This window comes from Candidatus Eisenbacteria bacterium (assembly GCA_005893275.1).
Taxonomy (GTDB): Bacteria; Eisenbacteria; RBG-16-71-46; order SZUA-252; family SZUA-252; genus WS-7.
Genome location: VBOW01000039.1, coordinates 1 through 20,113 on the forward strand (window position 1 = coordinate 1; position 20,113 = coordinate 20,113).

A 20,113-nucleotide genomic window follows, 5' to 3' on the forward strand; every position below is an offset into this window, starting at 1 on the left:
CGGAAAGGAACCGAGCGAGTCGGAGAAAATCTCCACCACGACCTGATCCTCTTCGATGCTCGAGCGGTGCCAGGACGTGGGGCGGACGAGCACGTCATTCCCGGGCCGGACGACGTTGCCCAAACTGTCGTACTGCGCGCGGCAATCCACCAGAAGGTTCCCCAGATCGTCGAGAATATCCACCGAATCGTTGACCACGGGACGTTCGAGCACGCTGGCGGAAATATCGGGCCACTGGAGGAGGAGGTAGAAGGCCGCAGGGGCGCCGAAACGATCGGAAGTCCAAAGGCTCCGGACGGCGAGATAGAAATCGCCCGCGCCGCCTTCCCCGTGCATGAGCACGAAGGTCGGCGCGCCGCATATGTTCCATTCGATCGGAGTCGGGCGGCCGTCCACGAGAAGCTCGCGCGCCTCCTGTTGGGCCGACGTGAGGTACTGCTCGGGGGCGGGTACCGCGGTAATCGACTGGGGGAGCCCCGGCTGGGTGGCCGTCTTCGTGCCGCAAGAGATGGCGAACCAAGGCAGGATGGCAAAAAGAATCCCAGCACGAATCGCGCTGCGTCGGGGCATATGTATTCCTCGGATCAAGCGGACCTTAGGGGGGAACGATCCGTAGCCTACGTTTCGATAACGAGCACTGTCAAGCGAAAAGCCCTGGATCGAGCCCCGGGAAGATTGGATCAAGCTCTTCCAGCTCCGCCAGTTCGGCCGGGTCGATCCGATTCGCCTTGAGGCCGCCCGCGAGGCGCTCGAACCGCGACAGGTGAAGCTCGGTCCGTCGAACGGCGTAGGGAACCAACGTGCCGGTCCGCATGATGAAGGCCCAGTCGCTCGCCTGCGCGAGCAAGAGCTCCCGGCCCGCTTGGACCAGCGCCCGCCTCACCAGAGAATCCCCCCGATCCCCCGCCCGCGCCAACGACTGCATCGTTTCGGCGGCATGGTTCAGGTGGCGGTAGATCCAGTCGTTCGAAGGGTCGAGCCATACCGCCGAGTACCCTCCTTCTCCCCAGCTCGAGGGGTGGAGCCGGCCCTCGGTCGCGCGCGGAAGGGCTCCCACCGCCTCCATCGGATCCACCGCTTGGATCTTGGAAGCCGCTCCGGCCGCTTCGTCCAGCACGTGCCCCAGCCACTCGGGCCCCTCGTACCACCAATGCCCCATCAGCTCCGCGTCGTACGGCGCGAGGAGGAGCGCGGGCTGTCCGATCCCGTCCGCGACCGCCTGGGCCTGGACGGAGCGCTCGCGCACGAAGTGAGCCGCGTGCTCGCGGGCGCGCGCCCTGGCGCGCCCCGGCTCGTAAGGCTCGCGATGGTCGCTCCGTCGATCGGTGATGCGGTAATACTTGAGACCAAGGTGCGTCCGCGTTCCGCCCGAGGGCAGGAACTCGCGGACCTCCTCCATCGGAAGGTCGAACCCCTGGTCGCGATAGTACTCGCGGTAGGACGCATCCCCTGGATAACCCTCGGTCGCGCTCCACACCTGCCTGGAGGAATCGGCGTCCCGCCCAAGCGCCAGTACACGGGCCTCGGTGCGAAACGGAGCGTAGGTGCCGGGAAGCGGGCGCGGGCAGGCGTGAAGGATCCCGTGCGTGTCCACGACGAAGAAGCGGATCCCGAACTCCGCGAGCACCGATTCCACGCCGGGCGAGTACCCGCACTCGGGAAGCCAGATTCCTTCGGGCCGGCGCCCGAGATGGCGCTCGAATTCCCGCACCGCCGCGCCGATCTGGGCGCGCCACGACGGCGCGCCGAGGCTCATGAGCGGCAGGAATCCGTGGGTCGCGCCGCACGTGATGAGCCGGACGGCCCCTGCATCGAAGAGCGCGCGGAACGCCGAGATGACGTCCCGCCGGTATCGCTCCTCGAACTGGCTCAGCCCGGCGCGGAAGCGATCCCGGTAGTGGATCGCGAGCGCATGAAACCGAGGATCGTGGCGGGTCCGGGCGACTTCCCGCTCCGCGAGCTCGAGAAGGCGGCCGAGGCGAAAGGCGTAGCGCTTGCGAAGGAGCGGGTCCTCGAACATCGCGAGGAGCGTCGGGGAGAGCGAAATCGTGATTCGGCCGCGCGCCCCGCGTTGCGCGCGCTCCTCGAGCATGGCGAGAAGCGGAAGATAGGTTTCGGTGAGCGCCTCGAAGAGCCACCGCTCTTCCAGGGAGTCCTCGAATTCCGGATGGCGCACGTAGGGGAGATGCGCGTGAAGAAGAATGCACAGGTAACCCCGTGTCATCGAGCGACCCCGATCAGGGACGAGGCTTTCCGGGAGGCGGAGGCGCGAGATAGCGGGCGGCGGAGCTCGGACCGCCGCCGGGACCGCCCTCCGCGCGCGAGCGCTCGAGGAGCCAGGCCCGCGCCTCGGGCGTCAAGCTCCACTCCCCCTCTTCGGCGCACGGGCCGTCCGGGGGGACCGGAACCCACGAGGAGCGAAGCAGCACCTCGAAGGCATCGTGGAGGGCGAGACCCAAGAGAGCGCGGCATTGCCCGCCGGCCCGCGGCAGCTTCACATACCAGCGCTCTCCGCCCAGCGCATCGGGAAGCTCCACGCTCGTCAAGACCGCGCCAGGCGCTCGCTCCTGCTCACGGCGTTCGATCCGAATTTGATACCGCAGCGGGCTCTTGTGGTCCCGCGCGATTCCCTGCGCCCGGGCGTGGAGCCCGGCGGTCAGCTCCCAGACCGCGAGGACAGAGCGGGGATCACGGACGAGGAGGTAGAGGCGGTCCTCCCCGTAACGGCGGCCGCGGAGCGTCGAGAGAGGCGGCCCCCCGACCGCGGGCTGTGCGGGAGCGAGACGGTCGAAGGAGCTCATGAAAGGCGCAAACCCCGGTTAGCGTGAAATCACGAGGCGGCGGTTCAGCGTGGCGCCGCCCACTTCGATCGAAACAAAATATAGGCCGCTGGGCAGCGCCGCGCCACCGGCAACTCGGCCCTCCCAGCGCCAGTCGGCCGTGCCCGACGAGGGTATCTCGATGCGCCACCGCGCCAGCTCACGCCCGCGAACGTCGTGGATACGGCCCCACCCTCTGCTCCCCGGGGGCGCCGCGAGCGTGAAGCGCACCGGCCCGGGGCTCGGCGTTGGGCCGAGACGAAGCGAGAGCCCGCGCGACGCCGACGCTCCCCCGCCCGCCCCCGCCGGGGTCGACGGCGCCCGAAGCGAAACGAAGGTGACGGGGTTTTCCGCGCTTCTCAAGCCGTTCGAATTCCAGGCTTCCCACTCCACGGAATAGTCGCCCGGTGGGAGCGCGGGAAGAGTCACGGTGACCGATTCGCGGCCCGAATCGAAAGCGCCGTCCAGGGGCGCAGCCCGGCCGGGAGGGCCGCCGTCCACGCGGTAGATCACAGAATCGATGCTCGCGATCGAGATCGTGTCGCCCGCGAAGTAATGGTACGGGTTCTGATTGGGGAGCGCGAGCTCGAGCGCCCGGCCGCGCAGCGTGATCGGCGAGCCGGCCACCGCGCGGTATTGGTCGGAATCGGGAAAAACGGCGGGGCGGGTTTCGATGAGATCGGGGACCCCGTTCCCGTCCCGGTCCGCCCAGCCGATCTGCCGCTGCGTGAAATCGCAGAGGCTGTCCGGCTGATTCGCGTACATGAGGCAGCCCCGCCGGTAGCCGCAGTAGCCGGGCGCCGGCACCACGGAATTGGAGTTGGGCTGGTTCAAATATCCGGTCGTGAGCTGGCACGACCACCACCCGTTCGAAGGAAAGTGCTCGTCCAGGGCCCAGAAGATGTGGGCCATCTCGTGTTCGATGTAGTAGTCGAGGGGCGCGCTCCTCGTGTTCAGATTGTTGACGGGAGTGACGAAGAACGGCCCGCCGAGGCGCGCGTGGGAAATGAACCCGTCCGCGAAGGCTCCGTCCGGATCGGTGTCGTTCTGCACGGCGAAGATCAGCGCGCCCCACTGGGCGCCGAGCCGCGACCGCGCCGCGTTCGCAACGTCGTACTCGAGGGTCACGGCGTCGCTCCGGTAACCGGTGAATCCGGTCAGCACGTCCTGGATCCAGTTGTCCTCTTCGGCGACCGTGCGGTCGATCGGCTCGTAGCGGGTGGCGAGTCCGGTGTGCACCTCGATCGCGAAGCTGAGCGCGATCTGTCGCTGCGCGGCGAAGACGCTCCACTTCGCGAGCCCCCGCACGGCGGAGCGAACGACCGAGTCTCGGAGCGCGGGGGTCCAGTCATACCGGTTGGGATCGGTCGTGCCGTCGCTCTCCGGGAAAAGAATCGAGACCGCGACCCTGCCGATCATGAACTCGCTCGTGTCGGTCCAACGCGCCCCGAAAGGGAGACCCTGGAGCCCCGCCGCCCGAGGAGCTCTGGCGCGAAGCGCGGCCGATACCCGCGAGGCCGGAGAAACCGGAGGGAGCGCATCCTCCCTCCCCTGGAAAGGATCGGGATCCATGCCGCCCGGAGCCTGGATGAGCTGCTCCGGAGCGCCCGAGGGCCCGGTCATCGCCCGCAGCGACGCCGCGCGTTCCCCATCCTGGAACGAGAACCCCGCGGGCAGGAACGCCCGGCCGGGCCCCTCGCGGCGCACGTAGTACGCGTGAGGGGGCAGGGCGACCGCGACGTCGAACCCCGCCCGTTCGAGCCGATCGAGGGCCGCGGCGGGATCGCTCGTGCTTTCGTTCCAAACCAGGCGGAGTCCTGGCGGCTCGGGCGAGGAAGCGAGCGAGGAGGCCGCATCCCATCCCTGGGCTTCGGCCGCGCGCGCCGGCCCCGTCAGGGATCCGCCGGCGAGCGCCCCCAGAAGCACGGCGGCGATGGCGTGCCTAACGCAGCCGCACGAGACGCACCGCATGGCGCTCCCCTCCCGATTCCGCGATGAACCAATAGACGCCGCTCGCGACCCCGCGCCCCCGTGAATCCAAACCGCTCCAGCGCAGGAGGATTCTCCCGCCGGGAGCGTCTCCATCATACAGCCGGGTGACGAGGGCGCCGCGCGCGTCGAATACCAGAACCCGGACCCGCGCCCCCCCCGGCGAGACGGGCACCTCCACCGGGATGCTGAGCCCTCCCGAAAATGGATTCGGCCTCGCCGGCCCGACCCGCATCCTGCTCGGAGGCGCCGGAGGCGGCTCGGGCGTAGGCCCGGGGAGACTGTCGACCGAGGTCGGCGCCAATCCGATCACCCGCGCGAGGATGTCCGAGCCGCTCGAAGCCGAGCGCGTATCCGCCCAGACGAAGATCGCGTGCCCCGCGGCATCCATTCCGGCCGCCGGATCGAGCTGATCCCCTTGGCCGGGATCCTCGTCGACACGAACCGAACCGGTGATCGGATTCACGCCGCCCTGGAGCACGCGCATCCAAATGCTCCAGTTTCCGTCCCGCTTCTCCTGCCACGTCACCACGGATCGTGAATCGAGGGCGACGATGGCGGGCTGAGTCCGCGCGCCCGAATAGGCGGGGTCCCCGATCTCCAGCACCGGACCGAGGGGTACAAGACCCGACGTCAACGCCAGTTGGTATACGGCTCCCAGCCCGGATGCGCCCAGCCCTTGCCAGACGATTTCCAGGTGCCCGTCGGTGGACACCGCGAGCCTCGGATCCTGCTTGGGGCCCGGCAACCCCGACCCCACCTCGACCGGGACCCGGTCCGAATCGAGGAAGGAATCGAGATGCGCGATCCAAAGCCTCTGGTCCGCCGACGCGCCTTCCGCGTAGAGGAGCCAATAGCCCCCCCCGAGCTCATCGGAAGCGAGGTCGAGATCGAAAGGCGGATCGGCGGGTTCCACGGGGAGCAGCGCATGGTTCTCCCCGAGACGCGCCCCCGTCGGGGAAATCCGCTGACCGTAGATTTTCGGGGCCGCCTCCCGCGAGTCGATCCAGGCAACCGCGAACTCGCCGGCGCGGGTCGCGATCACGGGGTTGGCCTGCGAGCTTTGAAGAGAGTCGCTGATCCAAAAGGTCGCGGTGGGGCCGTTCCCCGGCGCCGAGAAGAGGAAGCCCCGAATCTCCCCCGCGTCCGAGTCCCGCGTCACCTGGGCCGCGGCGAGGGCCGAGCCGCCCGAAGACACCGCGGCGTTGCTCGCGACCGGGCGAGTGACTCCCGTGTCGTTATAGAGGAGGACATTCGTGCCCTGGCGTCCGCCGTCTGCGTCCACCCATTGTCCGAAGAGGTCGTTCGATCCGTTTCGCCGGTCGATCCACGTGAGAAAGTATCGTCCGAAGCCACGACCCAAGCGGGGACGCCACTGGTCGTTCGAGGCGGCGTCGTCGTTCAGCTGCGTGTCGAAGCCGCGCCTTAAGCCGCTCGGGAGGTAGGAAATGGCGTAGATATCGGGGGCGCCGTTCCGGGAGTCCTCCCATGCCGCGAGGAACGCATCCCGGCCGTCCCAGACGGCGCTCGGGGTCCCTTGTCTTCCGGGCGTGCTCGCATTGACGCGGAAATTGACGCCCGGCGCCGAGCTGTCGTACGGGACGCGGGCCGACTCGACGTTGGAATCGAGACCGAACGCATCGCGCAGATCCTCCCAGAACAGGTACGCTCCGTCCGGGCCAGCCGCCCCCCGGACGTTCTTCTGATCCCGCCCGAGCGGGTCGTCGTTGACGCGCACGTTCGTTCCAATGAGCGATCGATCGGAACCGAATCGCTGAGCGTACACATCGCCCGGGTCGGTCGATGTACCGAGCCTTCGATCGATCCACGCGACGACGAACCCCTGGGTCGGATCCGCGACCACGGCCGGAGACGCGTCCTGTTGGTTGGTGCTCGTGGAATTGATCTTGAAATTCCCTCCGATCAGGCTTCCCGCGGAATCGATCCATTGCCCGTAGATATCGAAGGTCGCTCCGAAAACGGTCCCGCCCTCCCTTCCGTCCAGCCAGACCACCAGGGTCAGGCCGCTCCTGTTGGTGGCGATTGCCGGCTCGCCCTGAAAGCTCCCACCCCCCGGCACCGGATCGGGCGAGATGATGAAGTTGGGCCCGAGGGGCGCGCCGTTCACGTTTCGGTAGGAACCGTAGATGTCCGACTGTCCCGTTCGTTGATCTCCCCAGACGATGAGATATCGATCCGAGCCCACCGCGGCGATTCGAGGGTTTCTCTGCTCGTTGAAGCCGGCGTCGTCGTTGATCCGGAGATTGGGCGTGGTTCTGAATCCCAGCGAGTCCATCGCGGTCCCGAAGACGTCCTGGTTCCCCGCGCGGCTGTCCTCCCAGACGCAGAAAATCGTTCCCGACGGGCTCGAGGCGATGTCGGGCAAACCCTGCAACGCGCCGGCAACGTCGTCATTGATCCGACGATTCACGGTGGAGCCCAACGCCTGCGGATCGCGGATGGTCATGGCGTAGATGTCATAGTCGGCGAAGGCGGTGCCGTTTCGCCCGTCGGACCATACAATCACGAGCGCTCCCGTCGCGCCGAGCGCGAGCCGAGGCCCAAATTGGGCCCGGGGCAGCCGATCATCGTTGATCAGCAGCTCGTCTTGAGCCCGGGCCGGAAGCGGGGCGAGGGTGGAGGAAACGAGGAGGAGTACGGCGACGGCGCCTATGCGCCTCATGCGTCGGAACAAGTAGGGTCTCGAGAGTGACGCGCCGCGGCCGGGCTGGGACGCCAAGGATTCGCTTTCCTTCCGGCGCGATGCGAGGCGCGGCGCTCAGACTTGAAGCGCGGGGACCGTCACCTCGGGAAACGCGGCGAGCACGTCATACACTTCGCGCGCGATCGCCTGAAGCCGCTCCTTGCTTTTTGCCTCGAAGCGCGCCACGAGGACGGGCTGCGTGTTCGATGCCCGGATCAGGCCCCAACCGTCACCGAACTGGACCCTTACCCCATCCACGTCGATGACGTCGTACCGGGCCGCGAAGTGCTCGCGGACCGCATCTACAATACCAAATTTGCGCTCGTCCGTACAGTCCAGGCGCAGCTCCGGCGTCGATACGTAGCGCGACTGCGGCAGCTCGTCCACTCGCGCGGAGAGCCGCGCCCGCCCCGACGCCACGATGCGGAGCAGCCTCCCCGCCGCGTAGAGCGCGTCGTCGTACCCATAGAACTCGTCGGCGAAAAACATGTGCCCCGACATCTCTCCCCCCAGAGGCGCTTTGGTCTCGCGCATCTTCGCTTTGATGAGCGAGTGCCCCGCCTTCCACATCACCGGCTCTCCCCCCTTCAGGCGCACCCACTCCACGAGACCCTGGGAGCATTTCACCTCGAAGATGATCGGGGCCCCGGGCCGTGAGGCGAGGACGTCCGCGGCGTACAGGCCGAGCAGCTGATCCCCGTAGAGAAGCCGCCCCTTCTCGTCCACCGCGCCGATGCGATCCGCGTCTCCGTCGAACCCGATCCCCAGATCGGCGCCGGTCTCCTGGACCCGATCTTGTAACGAGCGCATCAACGACGGCACCGTGGGGTCGGGCAGATGATTTGGGAATCGGCCGTCCGGCTCCGCGAAGATCGCGTCGACCTCGCATCCGACCGCGCGGAGAAACTCCGGCCCCAGGACGCTCGCGGCGCCGTTTCCCGGATCCACGACGACCCGGAGCGGCCGCTGAAGCGAAATGCGGGACGTGAGGCTGCGAAGGTATTCCTCATCCACGGAGACCTCTTCGACCGTTCCGCGCTTGGGAAGCACGCCGGCGGAATGGGCTCGGTCGCGCAGATCCTGAATCTCCAGGCCGTGCAGCGAGGAAATCCCGTCGGAGAGCTTGAGCCCGTTGTATTCGATCGGATTGTGGCTGCCGGTCACCATCACGCCGCCGTCCGCCTCGAGGTGGAGGATCGCAAAGTAGAGCGCCGGCGTGGGCACCTGTCCCACATCGATCACCCGCGCGCCCTGATCGCACAGCCCCTCGACCAGCGCGGCGCGGATTCGCGGCGAGGAGAGCCTCACATCGCGACCCACTGCGATCACCTTCTTGCCCGCGTCGCTCATCCTCTGCGCGAACGCGGCGCCGATGGACCGGACGACTTCGTCCGTCAGGTCGCGCTCGGCAACCCCGCGGATATCGTACTCGCGGAAAATCTGCGGATTGGCTGGGCTCACTTGGGCTCCTTCAGTCTCAGGTAGGCGTCGATGAAGGGATCCAAGTCCCCGTCCATGACGCGCTGGACGTCGCGAACCTCGAGGTCGGTGCGGTGATCTTTGACCAGCGTATAGGGATGAAAGACGTAGGAGCGGATCTGGCTCCCCCAGGCGATGTCCTTCTTGCCTCCCGTGAGCACTTCCCTCTTCTTCCGATCCTCCTCGATCTTGAGGGAGTAGAGGCGCGCCTTGAGGATCTTCATCGCCGCGTCGCGGTTCCTGTGCTGCGAGCGCTCGTTCTGGCACTGCACGGCGATTCCGGTCGGAACGTGCGTGATTCGCACAGCCGACTCCGTCTTGTTGACGTGCTGACCTCCGGCGCCGCTGGCGCGGAACGTGTCGATGCGAAGTTCGCCCTCGGGAACTTCCAGGTCGCCATTCCCCTCGGCCAGCGGATAGACGAACACCGAGGCAAAGGAAGTATGCCGGCGGTGATTCGCGTCGTAGGGGGAGATCCGGACCAGCCGATGGACGCCGCGCTCCGCTTTGAGGTAGCCGTAGCCGAAAGGCGCGTCCACCTCGACGGTGGCGTCCTTGATGCCCGCCTCTTCACCGGCTTGGAGATCGAGCACCTGGGACGGAAATCCCTTCCGCTCCAGGTAGCGGGTGTACATACGGAAGAGCATTTGGGCCCAATCCTGCGACTCGGTCCCCCCCGCGCCCGGGTGAATGGTCACGATCGCGCCGTGCGCGTCGCTCTCCTCGGAGAGGAGGCTCTGCAGCTCGAGCGCTTGGATCTTGGGGAGAAGCATCTTCGACTGGCGCTCGAGCTCGTCGGCGAGCGACTCGTCCGGTTCCTGCTCGACGAGCGCGATCAGACCTTCGGCATCCTTGACCTCACGCTCCAGCTCCCGGTAGGGCTCGTAGATGCGCCGCAGTGCCTTGAGCTCGGACACGATTTTCTGGGCAGCCTCGGGGTCGCTCCAGAACTCAGGCGCGGCCATCTTGGCCTCGAGCTCCCCGGCACGCCGTTCGCGCTGTTCGACGTCAAAGATAGCTCCGGAGCTCCGCCAGGATTTGGCGTCCGTCTTCGAGCCTCTTTCGCGTGGTCAACAAGTCCATCGGGTCACACCCTCCCCTAGTGATTCTATCCGCTCCCGGGCTCCGTTCGAAGCCGCTCGATTTCGCCCCAGATCTCGTCCGCGCGCTTCAAGAGGTCCGCCCGGGTGCCCGTATTCTCGATATGCCACAGTCTTCTCGCGCCGCGCACGGGAGGAAGCTTCTGTCCCTCGATCCGCTCCCGGGCCTCCTCCTTCGTAAAGCCCTTCGAGCCGGAGAGCCGAGCCACGCGGATCTCCACGGGGGCGGAGACAAAGACGACGCCGTCCAGCTCCGGCTCGAGCCCCCATACCCCGAGAAGCGCCGCGTCCAGCACGAGGACGCCTTCTCCCTTCGCGGTTTCCAGCGCCTCGCGGACTCGGCGCTCCAGCACGGGCTGCACCGCGCCGTTGAGGCCGCTCAGCGCGGCTTCGTCGCGAAAAACGAGCCGCCCCAGCGAGCGCCGGTCCACGCTTCCATCGGGCGCGAGAACCGACGGGCCGAATCGAGCTCGGATGCGGTCGCGCACCGCGGGCTCTCGGAGAACCTCCCAGCCCAGCGCGTCTCCCTCGACCAGGCGCGCGCCCATCTCCCGAAACCGCCTCGCGACGTCGGTCTTACCCGAGGCCATGAGACCGGTCACCCCGATGCGGAGCATCTCCTCAAGCTATCGACGTGGAGGAACCGGGGTCAAGCGATTTAGACGCACAAAGGAACCGGCCGCTCGAGCCCTCACGCGTGCGCGTCGGCCCAAGTCTTTCCGCGACCGACATGAACCTGGAGCGGAACGCGGAGTGGGATCGCGTGCTCCATGACGTCCGTGACGAGAGTCTTCAACCGCTCGAATTCCTCTTCGTTCGTCTCGAAGAGAAGCTCGTCGTGCACTTGGAGGATGAGCCGGGACTTCATCTCGGGTCGCTCGCGCAGCAGCGCGTCGATTCGGACCATGGCGACCTTGATGAGATCCGCCGCGGAACCCTGGATCGGGGCGTTGACGGCCGCGCGCTCGGCCTCCGCCCGTCGGGCGCCGTCCTCGGCGAGCGCCGAGAGCGGACGGCGCCTCTTCAAGATGGTCTCGACGTAGCCCCTCTTCCGGGCGAGCTCGAGCATCTCGTCCAGATAGTGGGCCACACCCGACAGAGTGCGCCGATACTCCTCGATGAACGCCGACGCCAGGGCGCGCGAGAGGTCGAGCTCGCGTGCGAGCCGCGCCGGGCCCATACCGTAGAGCACGCCGAAGTTCACGATCTTCGCCTGGGCGCGCTGGGCCGATGTGACCTCCTCCGGCGCCACTCCGAAGAGCCGGGCCGCGGTCGTGCGATGCACGTCGCCGCCCGAGCGGAACGCCTCCGCGAGAACCGGGTCTCCCGAAAGATGCGCCATGAGCCGAAGCTCGATCTGGGAATAGTCGAAGGACGCGAGCATCCCGCGATCCCCTTCGGCGATGAACGCACGTCGGATCGCGCGCCCCTCCTCGGAGCGGATGGGAATGTTCTGGAGGCTGGGATCGCTCGCGCTCAGCCGTCCGGTCGATGCGACCGTCTGATGGAACGTCGCGTGAACGCGTCCGGTTTCGGGGTTCACGAGCCTGGGGAGCGCGTCGAGGTAGGTGCTCTTGAGTTTTTGGAGTTGCCGGTGCTGAAGCAGGAGGCCCGGCAGGGGATGGAGAGCGGCCAGGGTCTCCAGCACCTCGACATCGGTGGAGTAGCCGTCCTTCGTGCGCCGCCCCCTCGGAAGCTGGAGACGCTCGAACAGAATTTCCGCGACTTGGCGCGGTGAGTTCACGTTGAACGGAACCCCCGCCGCCTCCTGAATCTCGGCTTCGAGCTTCACGCACCGCTCGCCCAGGTCCCGGGACATCGCGTTCAAGATCGGGACGTCGATCTTCACGCCCGCGCGTTCCATCCGCACCAGCACCCCCACGAGCGGCATCTCCACGTCGCGGCAGAGCGACAGGGTGCCCGAACGATCCAGCTCTTGCAGGAGAAGCGGGGTCAGCCTCAGGCAAACGTCCGAATCCTCGCAGCAGTATTCCGCGATGCGATCGATCTCCACCGCGGCCATCGTGATCTGGTCTCGCCCCACTCCAATCAAGGATTGGGTCGGGATCTTCTCCACTCCGAGACGAGTCCGCGCGAGGTAATCGATGTTCTTCGGCTGGTCGGGGTCGATGAGATAGGCGGCGAGCATCGTGTCGAGCGCGACATCATGCACCGGGATGCCGAAACGGTGGAGCACGTGCCAGTCGAACTTCGCGTTCTGCGCGACCCGCTTCTTCGATGGATCCGCGAAAAACGGCCGGAGCGCCTCCCGGACCCGGGCAGGGTCGAGATTTCCGCCTCCCTCGTGGCCGACCGGGAGGTAAAACGCGCGGCCGGGCTCGAGCGCGACGGAGATTCCCACGAGTTCGGCTTCGAGCGGATTCAGTCTCGTGGTCTCGGTGTCGAACGCGACGTAGTCCCGGGCGTCGGCGAGCGCGCAAGCGAGCGAGGAGAGCGCCTCGGGCGTGCGTACCACGCGGTAGTCCCCGAGCGGCGGACGGTCGGGCGCCTTGACCGAAACGGCCGGCGGCGTCGGCTCCGGAGAAGACACGTACTCCGGGAACAGCTCGGCCGGCTCCGCCGGCTCCGTCGAGTCGGCCGGCTCGGTTGCGTTCAGCTCCGCGGCGAATCGTTTCTGGAGCGCGCGAAACCCCAGCTCCTCGAGCACGCGCACCAGCTCCGGGAGCTCGGACGGCGCACGCTCGAGCTCGTCCCAGTGGAGATCCAGCGGAAGGTCCGTCCGGATCGTGACGAGCTTCCGGGAAAGCCGCGCCTTCCCTTCGTTGGCGCGGATCTTTTCGCGCAGTCCGGCGCGGGGGACGCGGTCGATCGAACGGTATAGCTCATCCAGGGAGCCGTGGGTCTCGATGAGCTGCGCCGCGGTCTTCTCACCGACCCCGGGCACGCCCGGGACGTTGTCCGACGTGTCCCCCATGAGGGCCAGCAGGTCGATCATCTGCTCCGGATCCACTCCGAAGCGGGCGCGCACACCCGCCCGGTCGATCGTCTCGACCGATTCGCCGCGGCCGCGCGGGCTGAGGAGCCGGATGCGGTCCGACACGATCTGATAGAAATCCTTGTCCCCGGTGAGAATCCATACTTGGGCGCCGGCCCTCGCCGCCTCGACCGCAAGCGTTCCAACCAGGTCGTCGGCCTCCACCCCCTCCTGCTCCACGATCGGCACGCCCAAGAGTCGCACGAGCTCTCGGATCTTCGGGATCTGCCCCGCAAGGTCTTCAGGCATCGGGGGCCGGTGGGCCTTGTACGCGGCGTACTCACGATGGCGGAACGTGGGGGCCGCGGTGTCGAACACCACGGCGACATGGTCCGGACGGCGCTCGTCCAGAAGCGGAATCAGGGTGTTGAGAAACGCGAAGGCCGCGCTCGTGATCTCGCCCTTCGAGTTCCGGAGCGGGTTCCTGGCGAAGGCGAAGTGTGACCGGTACAGGAGCGCCGACCCGTCGACAAGGAGGAGCTGCTTACCGCCGTCGATTCCCGGTGCCGTAGAGGCCATGGCGGGCCATGTAGTGAAGAACGAGGTCGGGCGTCCAGTAGCGAACCGGAAGGCCGCGTTTCAACCGGCGCCGGATCTCCGTGGAACAGATACCAATTCGAGGAGGCTTCACATAGACGACCCGCCTCCGAATCGAAGGCGGAAGCGAGGGCATGTCGCGATCCCCCCGAGGGACGACCACGAGGCGCGCCAGCTCGAGGATTCGCTCGGGCTCCCGCCACCGGGAGAACTCCTCGAGGCTGTCCTGCCCCATCACGAAGAAAAGATCGCCCCGCGTGGAGCGTGTGAGCCTCTCCAGCGTGCTCACCGTGTAGGAGAACCCGCCGCGATCCGCCTCGATCCGGGAAACCTCGAAGCGGCGGTTTCCGCGGACGGCGAGGCGGAGCATCGCGATCCGATGCTCGACGTCCGCGAGACCCGGTGCGCGTTTGTGCGACGGCCGGTTCGCCGCCACGAAAAGGAGCCGGTCGAGCTTCAAGCGCACCACCGCCTCCTGCGCCATGATGAGGTGCCCGTTGTGGACCGGGTCGAAGGTGCCGCCGAAGACGCCGACGCGACTCATCGGGGCGCCTCGGACGCCTGGAGGGAGCGCAGAGCCTCGTCCGCTTTCCGGCGCAATTCCCCGTCCGGGCCCGAGGCGATGAGCTTCTTCAACGTCTGGACCGCCTCGACCTTCTTCCCCTGCCTGGCAAGCACCTTGGCGAGCAGCAGCGAAGCCTCCGCGGTCCACTTCGAGTCGGGATAGTCCGAGAGCAGGCGCCGGAGATAGATCGCCGCGGCCGCGTCCTGTCGCAGCTTGAAATAGAGCCGGGCGGTCCGGAGGCGTTTTTCCGCGAGCCGATCGCGGAGCGCTTGGATCCGCGCGCGAGCCTCCGTGATTCGGGCGTGGCTGGGATACTGGTCGGCGAACTGGTTGTACCGGGTCAACGCACGTTCGGTCTCGGTCTGATCGAGCGGGGCGGGACGGCTCTGCAGATCATCGCATCGGGCCAGCTCGAAGAGCGCGTCGGCTTGGAAGGGAGAGGTCGGGAAATCGCGAAGAAGCCGATCGAACTGCGCGGACGCGAGCGCGTAATCCTTTTCGTGGATGTAGCTCTCCCCCAGGTAGTAGAGCGCGTCGTCGGTTCGATCGGTCCCCGGGAATTGCTCGATGAAGGCCTTGAAATCCGGGATCGCGTCCAGGTAGTTGCCGCGGTCGAACGACGCCTTGGCCGCGTCGAAATTGGCGACCCCTTCGCGCCGCTGCTCCTTGAGGGAGCCGCCGCAGCCCCACGCCGCGCAGACGACGAGGATGAGCGCAATCCGCCCCTTCATCGGGCGCGCGATCCCTCGGAGGAGGCTTCACGCTCGAGCATTTCCAGGTAGGCCCGCGCCCGAATATCGTCCGGATCGAGCACGAGACACTTCTCCCACTCCTCACGAGCACGCATTTTTCGCCCGGATCGCAAGAGCACGACCCCCAGCGTCACGCGAGCGGAGATGTAGCGAGGGTTCTGCGCGAGGGCATCCTCCAGCTCCGCTTCGGCGTCCTGAAGGAGTCCCATCTCACAATAGGTGGCGCCGAGCTTGTTCTTGATGTCCAGATACTGGGGCGAGAGCTTGAGCGCCTTGCGGTATTCCTGAGAGGCGTCCACGAGCACGCCGACGTTGCGGTAGGTGTCGCCGAGCATCATGTGCGACTCGGCCAAATACGAGCGCACCTCGGGCGAGAGATTTTCCTGCTCGTGGTCGCGGACGCGTTCCACGTTGAACTCGCGCAGCGCGTCGTCGTATTGGCCCATCTCGTTGAACACAATGGCCAGGTTGAGCCGCGCCTCCACGTAATTGGGGTTGAGCTCGAGCGCCCTGCGAAACTCCTCGGCGGCTTCCCTCCGGTCCCCGTTCATGCTGAGCGCGAGGCCGAGTTGATTGTGGAGATCGGGAAAACTCGGATTGAGCTTCACCGCCTCGAGAAGCTCGCGGATCGCGTCCTGATAGAATCCGCGTTCGAAATAGTCCCTGCCGAGCAGCATGTGCCGTTTGGCCGCGATGCTCATCCCGCTCCCCCCTGAACTGAGCCCAATGCCCGTCCCTGAATCCGCTCCCGCCGCCCTCTCAATTTCGGTTCGAGTAGAAGAGAACCACGAGTCCGGTCACGACCCCCACGACGATCAGAGGCTCGAGGAGGCGAGTTCCCCCTCCGGCGCGCGGCGGTGCCGGACTGAGCCCCCCCGAACCGCTTTGCGCGTAGGAAAGGTCGCTCTTCCGCACCTCGTCGATCGCCTGGGCGGAGGCCGATTTCGCCCACAGCACCTCCCGCGTCGAAAGATCCACGAGGCTGGCACCCACCCGCATGGAGGCGAGTCTTTCGTAACCGCGAACGCCGAAGGGAAACTTCCGAATGGCGCGCACATAGGAAACGCCCGCGCTCCCGACTTGAAGGTTCAGTTGGAGATCGGTCGAGTCGGCGTGGGCCCGGATCGGCGGGTCCTCGAGCCCCAGCTCCAGATCCGCGGCGGCGCGTGATGACACGAGCCGCACTTCCGTGCCCCCCTCCCGGAGCCGCTCCAGGAGGCGCTGGGCGAGAAATCCCAGCGTGTCCCCGGGAAGCGGCGTGACGATGCGGACGGCGCGTGCCGGCGGAATCTCCGCGCCGCGGAGCAGGTCGGCGGCCACCATCCGAGCCACCGAATCGAGCATCGCTCCGTGGGTCTTGGGCATGACGCCCTCGGCATCCGCGCGGGCGGCGCCCCACGCGGAGAAAAGAAGCGCCAATCCGACCGGAATCCATGGCCGACCTCTCACGCGACCATCTCCCCGTCCAAATCGTAGTGCCGAGCCCGCCCGATTCGGACTCTCACGAGGTCACCCGCCCGCGGCCCCCGCGCGCCCGACGGGGCGCGCACGTAGGTGACACCATCCACCTCGTAGCCCTGCTGCTCCACGCGTCCGAGCCAGACGCCCGCGCGCCCCGGCACCGCACCGTCGACACGGACCGGGACCGTGCGCCCGACCCATCCACCCCACACCGATTCCGCGACCTTCCGCTGCGCCGCCATGAGCGTCCGGCGGCGCGAAAGCTTCAGGCGCTCCGGAACCTGTTCCTTCATCCGTCCGGCGGGCGTGCCGTCCTCGCGGGAGTAGGCGAAGCATCCCACGTGGTCGAGCTCGGCCCGGCGGACGTAATCGAGCAGCTCGGCGAAATCCTCCTCCGTCTCGCCCGGAAAACCCACGATGAAATGCGTCCGGATCGCGACGCCCGGGAGACGGCTCCGCAGAGTTTCGATCAGCCGCTCCATGTCGGCCCGGCGCACCTCCCGACGCATCCTGCGCAGCATCGGATCCGTAACGTGTTGCAGGGGAATGTCCACGTACCTGCACACCTTCGCCTCTTCTTCAAACACCCGGATCAGGGCTTCGCTCCAGGTCTTAGGGTGAGTGTAGTGCACCCGGATCCATTCGACGCCGTCGATCGAGGCGAGCGCCCGGAGGAGCTGCGGGAGCCGAGCCTCGCCGTAGAGGTCCGCGCCGTACGAGGTGGAATCCTGTGCGATCAGGAGCAGCTCCTTGGCCCCCGCTTCCGCCAGCCGGCGGGCTTCCTCGACCACCGATTCCAGGGGACGGCTCCTCAAATCCCCCCGGAGCTTCGGGATGATGCAAAAGGTGCAGCGGAAATCGCACCCGTCAGCGACGCGAAGGTAGGCGAGATGCCGCGGCGTCGAGACCGCGCGGTGCGCCGCGAGATCGACCGCGGTTCCCGGCGGTCCGACCTCGAGGATCCGCTGCTCCCGGGAACGCAACACGCGGTTCATGACGCGGACGATCGCGTCCACCTGCCCCGTGCCGACGACCGCGTCCACCTCGGGGATCTCGCGCAACAGCTCCGCTTGAAAGCGCTGCGCGAGACAGCCCGCGACCACAATCCCCTTGAGCTTTCCTTCCCGTTTCAGGGCCGCCATTTCCAGGATTCGGTCGATCGATTCCCGTTGCGAAGGCCCGATGAAAGCGCAGGTGTTGACGACGGCAAGATCGGCGTCCCCGACCTCCGGGACCGTCGCGAATCCCGCGCGCGACATGAGGCCCGCCATGATCTCCGAGTCGACGAGGTTCTTGGCGCAGCCCAAGGTGACGAGCGCGACGCGCGCGCCCGCCCCGGGCGCGGCCGGGGCGCCCGGGTCCCGGATCGAGACCGGCGCGATCATGCGTTCGTCCCGACGCCCGGAGGAGGCTCGTGCGCGCGGTCGGCGAGCTCCCGTTCCGTGACGAGCACCTCGCGCCCCTTCGCACCCTCGGAGGGCCCCACGACGCCGCGCTCTTCGAGCAGGTCGAGGAGACGCGCCGCGCGCGAGTAGCCGACCTTGAGCCGGCGCTGCAGCATGGAGGTCGAAGCCTGCTGGTGGAGCACTACCAGGCGCATCGCCTCGTCGTAGAGCTCATCGTCCGCGTCCGATTCCGAAACGCGCACCTGCTCGAGGGCCGAGTCGTCCGCCTCGACGGGCCGCCCCTGACTCTTCAGGAATTCCACAACGCGCTCGATCTCCTCGCCGGATACGAAGGCACCGTGGATCCGATAGGGCTCCGGTTTCCCGGCGGGGAGGTACAGGCAGTCGCCGTGCCCCAGGAGGCTCTCGGCGCCGTTCATATCGAGGATCACGCGCGAATCGGTGCGGCTTGCGACCTGAAACGCGATCCGAGACGGAAAGTTGGCCTTGATCATTCCCGTGATCACGTCCACCGAGGGGCGCTGGGTCGCCAGAATCAAGTGGATGCCGACCGCTCGCGCCATCTGCGCGAGGCGTCCGATCGGCTCCTCGATCTCGGTCGGAAGGAGGGCCATCAGGTCGGCCAGCTCGTCCACCACCAGGACGATGTACGGGAGCCTAGGCTCCTCGACCTGCGACGGGTCGAGACCGAGCCGGTTATAGGCCTCGATGTTGCGTGCCCCGTGCCGCGCGAGCATCTGGTAGCGGCGCTCCATTTCCTTCACGCAGAAGCGGAGCGCTTGCGCGGCTTTCTTGGGATCCGTCACGACCGGCATCCTGAGATGCGGAATCCCGTTGAAAGGCGTCAGCTCGAGCATCTTCGGGTCGATGAGGATGAATCGGAGCTCCGCGGGGGTCCGCGTGTAGAGAAGGCTCATGATGAGCGTGTTGATGCAGACGCTCTTCCCCGACCCGGTCGCGCCCGCGATCAAGAGATGCGGCATCCGTTCGAGCGAGGTGGTGAAGGGAGCGCCGGCCACATCCTTGCCCAGCGCGAGCGGAAGGGCATCCGCCGTGTCTTGAAACGGCGCGGAGGAAATGATCTCGCGGAGGGACACCGTGGCCTTGACGCGATTCGGGATTTCAACCCCCACCGCGGCTTTCCCGGGAATCGGCGCCACGATCCGGATCCTCTGCGCCTTGAGCGCGAGCGCGAGATCGTCCTGGCGGTTCATGATCTGATTGACCTTGACCCCGGGTGCGGGCTCGTACTCGAAGAGAGTAATGACCGGCCCGGGGTGCACCTCGGATACCTTCCCCTCGACGTCGAAATCGGCGAGGGTCCGCTCGAGGACGCGCGACAGCTCCAGCAGCTCTTCCTTATGCACCGCCTGTCGAGTCGTCTCGTGCCGGTCGAGAAGCTCGATGGAAGGAAGCTTCGCCTCGGGGACGGCGACGGGGCCGAGCTTGAGCCCTGCCTCCCCGCCCGCCCCGGCGGCTTGGCCGCGGGCGCCGGCGGTCCTCGGCGCCTGGGGCGGAAACGGAATGCTCAGGGGCTCCGCGCGCCCCTCCGCTTCACGGCGGGAGACGATCCGAGGACCCGACGGCGGGCGCTGCTTTTCCCGCCCCGATCTCCAGGCGGACGCAAGCTCCTCCTCCTCCAGCGCGGCGGACTTCCGCCCCCGCGCCGGGGAAAGAGGCGGAGCGGATTCCGAGGACTCCGGGTCCATCGACTCGCCCCGCAGCGTTCCTTGGAGCCTCGTTCGCCGGAACGGCGCGACCAGAGCCCCGAGCGCTCCTTGGATCGCCTGGCGCACTCGCTGCGAGGAGCCGATCTCGAACCCGATCACGCCGATCACCACGAGCCCCGTCCCCAGCGCCAGCTCCCCCCCGATCTTTCCCAGGAGCCGCGCGGCCGCGAGCCCGACGAATTCCCCCACGGCCCCGGAGAGAGCGCGGTCGCCCGACGTGAGGAGATGGAGGAATCCGAGAAGGAAGAGGAGCCCGATCGCGCCCAGGATGGTTCGGATGCCCGGCTCGAGGGCCGGCTTCAACCGGAGCCGGTTCCATCCCCATGCGACCAGGGCGAGCGGAACCGCCCAGGCGCCCACGATCCCGAGCTTCGACACGAAGCTCCCCGAGAGGAGGGCCCCAAGCACCCCCCCCTGGTTACGGACCGCGCCGGTCCCGAGAAGCTCCGTGGTTTGATCGCGCGCATCGCGCGTGACGAGCGCGAGCGCGAAGAACGCCCCGATCGAAAGGAGGCAGAGTCCGAGGATCTGGAACTTCCGCCGGACCGAGAGCCGGCCCAGGAGCCACATGGCGCT

15 protein-coding genes are annotated in these 20,113 nt (G+C 67.3%); all 15 read right to left on the reverse strand.

What is annotated here, in order from left to right; genetic code table 11:
• Positions 1–570: hypothetical protein (locus tag E6K76_08430; GenBank protein TMQ58190.1), on the reverse strand; the 570-nt coding region annotated here is incomplete at its 3' end.
• 70 nt (positions 571–640) lie between these two features.
• Positions 641–2,224, reverse strand: coding sequence for a DUF1957 domain-containing protein (locus E6K76_08435; protein ID TMQ58191.1), 1,584 nt, complete (start codon positions 2,222–2,224; stop codon positions 641–643).
• Between the two features lie 13 nt (positions 2,225–2,237).
• Positions 2,238–2,801, reverse strand: coding sequence for a DUF4912 domain-containing protein (locus tag E6K76_08440; protein TMQ58192.1), 564 nt, complete (start codon positions 2,799–2,801; stop codon positions 2,238–2,240).
• A gap of 18 nt (positions 2,802–2,819) precedes the next feature.
• The gene (locus tag E6K76_08445; GenBank protein TMQ58193.1) at positions 2,820–4,790 is read right to left on the reverse strand and encodes a hypothetical protein; all 1,971 of its coding nucleotides are present in this window, start codon (positions 4,788–4,790) and stop codon (positions 2,820–2,822) included.
• A complete protein-coding gene (locus E6K76_08450; protein ID TMQ58194.1) occupies positions 4,762–7,503 on the reverse strand; it encodes a hypothetical protein in 2,742 nt (913 codons plus the stop codon). The genes E6K76_08445 and E6K76_08450 overlap by 29 nt, the downstream gene beginning before the upstream one ends.
• An 84-nt stretch (positions 7,504–7,587) precedes the next feature.
• Positions 7,588–8,973 (reverse strand): phosphomannomutase/phosphoglucomutase, encoded by a 1,386-nt coding sequence (locus E6K76_08455; GenBank protein ID TMQ58195.1) that lies wholly within the window; start codon positions 8,971–8,973, stop codon positions 7,588–7,590.
• A protein-coding gene (locus E6K76_08460; protein TMQ58196.1) for a peptide chain release factor 2 occupies positions 8,970–10,074 on the reverse strand; the annotation gives its coding sequence in 2 pieces (ribosomal slippage) (positions 8,970–10,001 and positions 10,003–10,074; 1,104 coding nt in all). The genes E6K76_08455 and E6K76_08460 overlap by 4 nt, the downstream gene beginning before the upstream one ends.
• Positions 10,075–10,099: 25 nt before the next feature.
• Positions 10,100–10,708, reverse strand: a complete 609-nt coding sequence (gene coaE, locus E6K76_08465; protein TMQ58197.1) for a dephospho-CoA kinase — start codon at positions 10,706–10,708, stop codon at positions 10,100–10,102.
• Positions 10,709–10,782: 74 nt separating this feature from the next.
• Positions 10,783–13,605, reverse strand: a complete 2,823-nt coding sequence (gene polA, locus E6K76_08470) for a DNA polymerase I (protein ID TMQ58198.1) — start codon at positions 13,603–13,605, stop codon at positions 10,783–10,785.
• Complete coding sequence (nadD, locus tag E6K76_08475) at positions 13,571–14,167, reverse strand: nicotinate (nicotinamide) nucleotide adenylyltransferase (protein TMQ58199.1); 597 nt, start codon at positions 14,165–14,167, stop codon at positions 13,571–13,573. The genes polA and nadD overlap by 35 nt, the downstream gene beginning before the upstream one ends.
• Positions 14,164–14,919, reverse strand: a complete 756-nt coding sequence (gene bamD, locus E6K76_08480; protein TMQ58200.1) for an outer membrane protein assembly factor BamD — start codon at positions 14,917–14,919, stop codon at positions 14,164–14,166. Before bamD ends, nadD begins: the two co-directional genes overlap by 4 nt.
• On the reverse strand, positions 14,916–15,641 hold the full coding sequence (locus E6K76_08485) for a tetratricopeptide repeat protein (GenBank protein TMQ58201.1): 726 nt from the start codon (positions 15,639–15,641) through the stop codon (positions 14,916–14,918). The genes bamD and E6K76_08485 overlap by 4 nt, the downstream gene beginning before the upstream one ends.
• Positions 15,642–15,699: 58 nt before the next feature.
• A complete protein-coding gene (locus E6K76_08490; GenBank protein TMQ58202.1) occupies positions 15,700–16,389 on the reverse strand; it encodes a hypothetical protein in 690 nt (229 codons plus the stop codon).
• The gene (gene rimO, locus E6K76_08495; protein TMQ58203.1) at positions 16,386–17,786 is read right to left on the reverse strand and encodes a 30S ribosomal protein S12 methylthiotransferase RimO; all 1,401 of its coding nucleotides are present in this window, start codon (positions 17,784–17,786) and stop codon (positions 16,386–16,388) included. Before rimO ends, E6K76_08490 begins: the two co-directional genes overlap by 4 nt.
• A complete protein-coding gene (locus tag E6K76_08500) occupies positions 17,783–20,107 on the reverse strand; it encodes a DNA translocase FtsK (protein TMQ58204.1) in 2,325 nt (774 codons plus the stop codon). Before E6K76_08500 ends, rimO begins: the two co-directional genes overlap by 4 nt.
• Positions 20,108–20,113 lie beyond the last annotated feature (6 nt).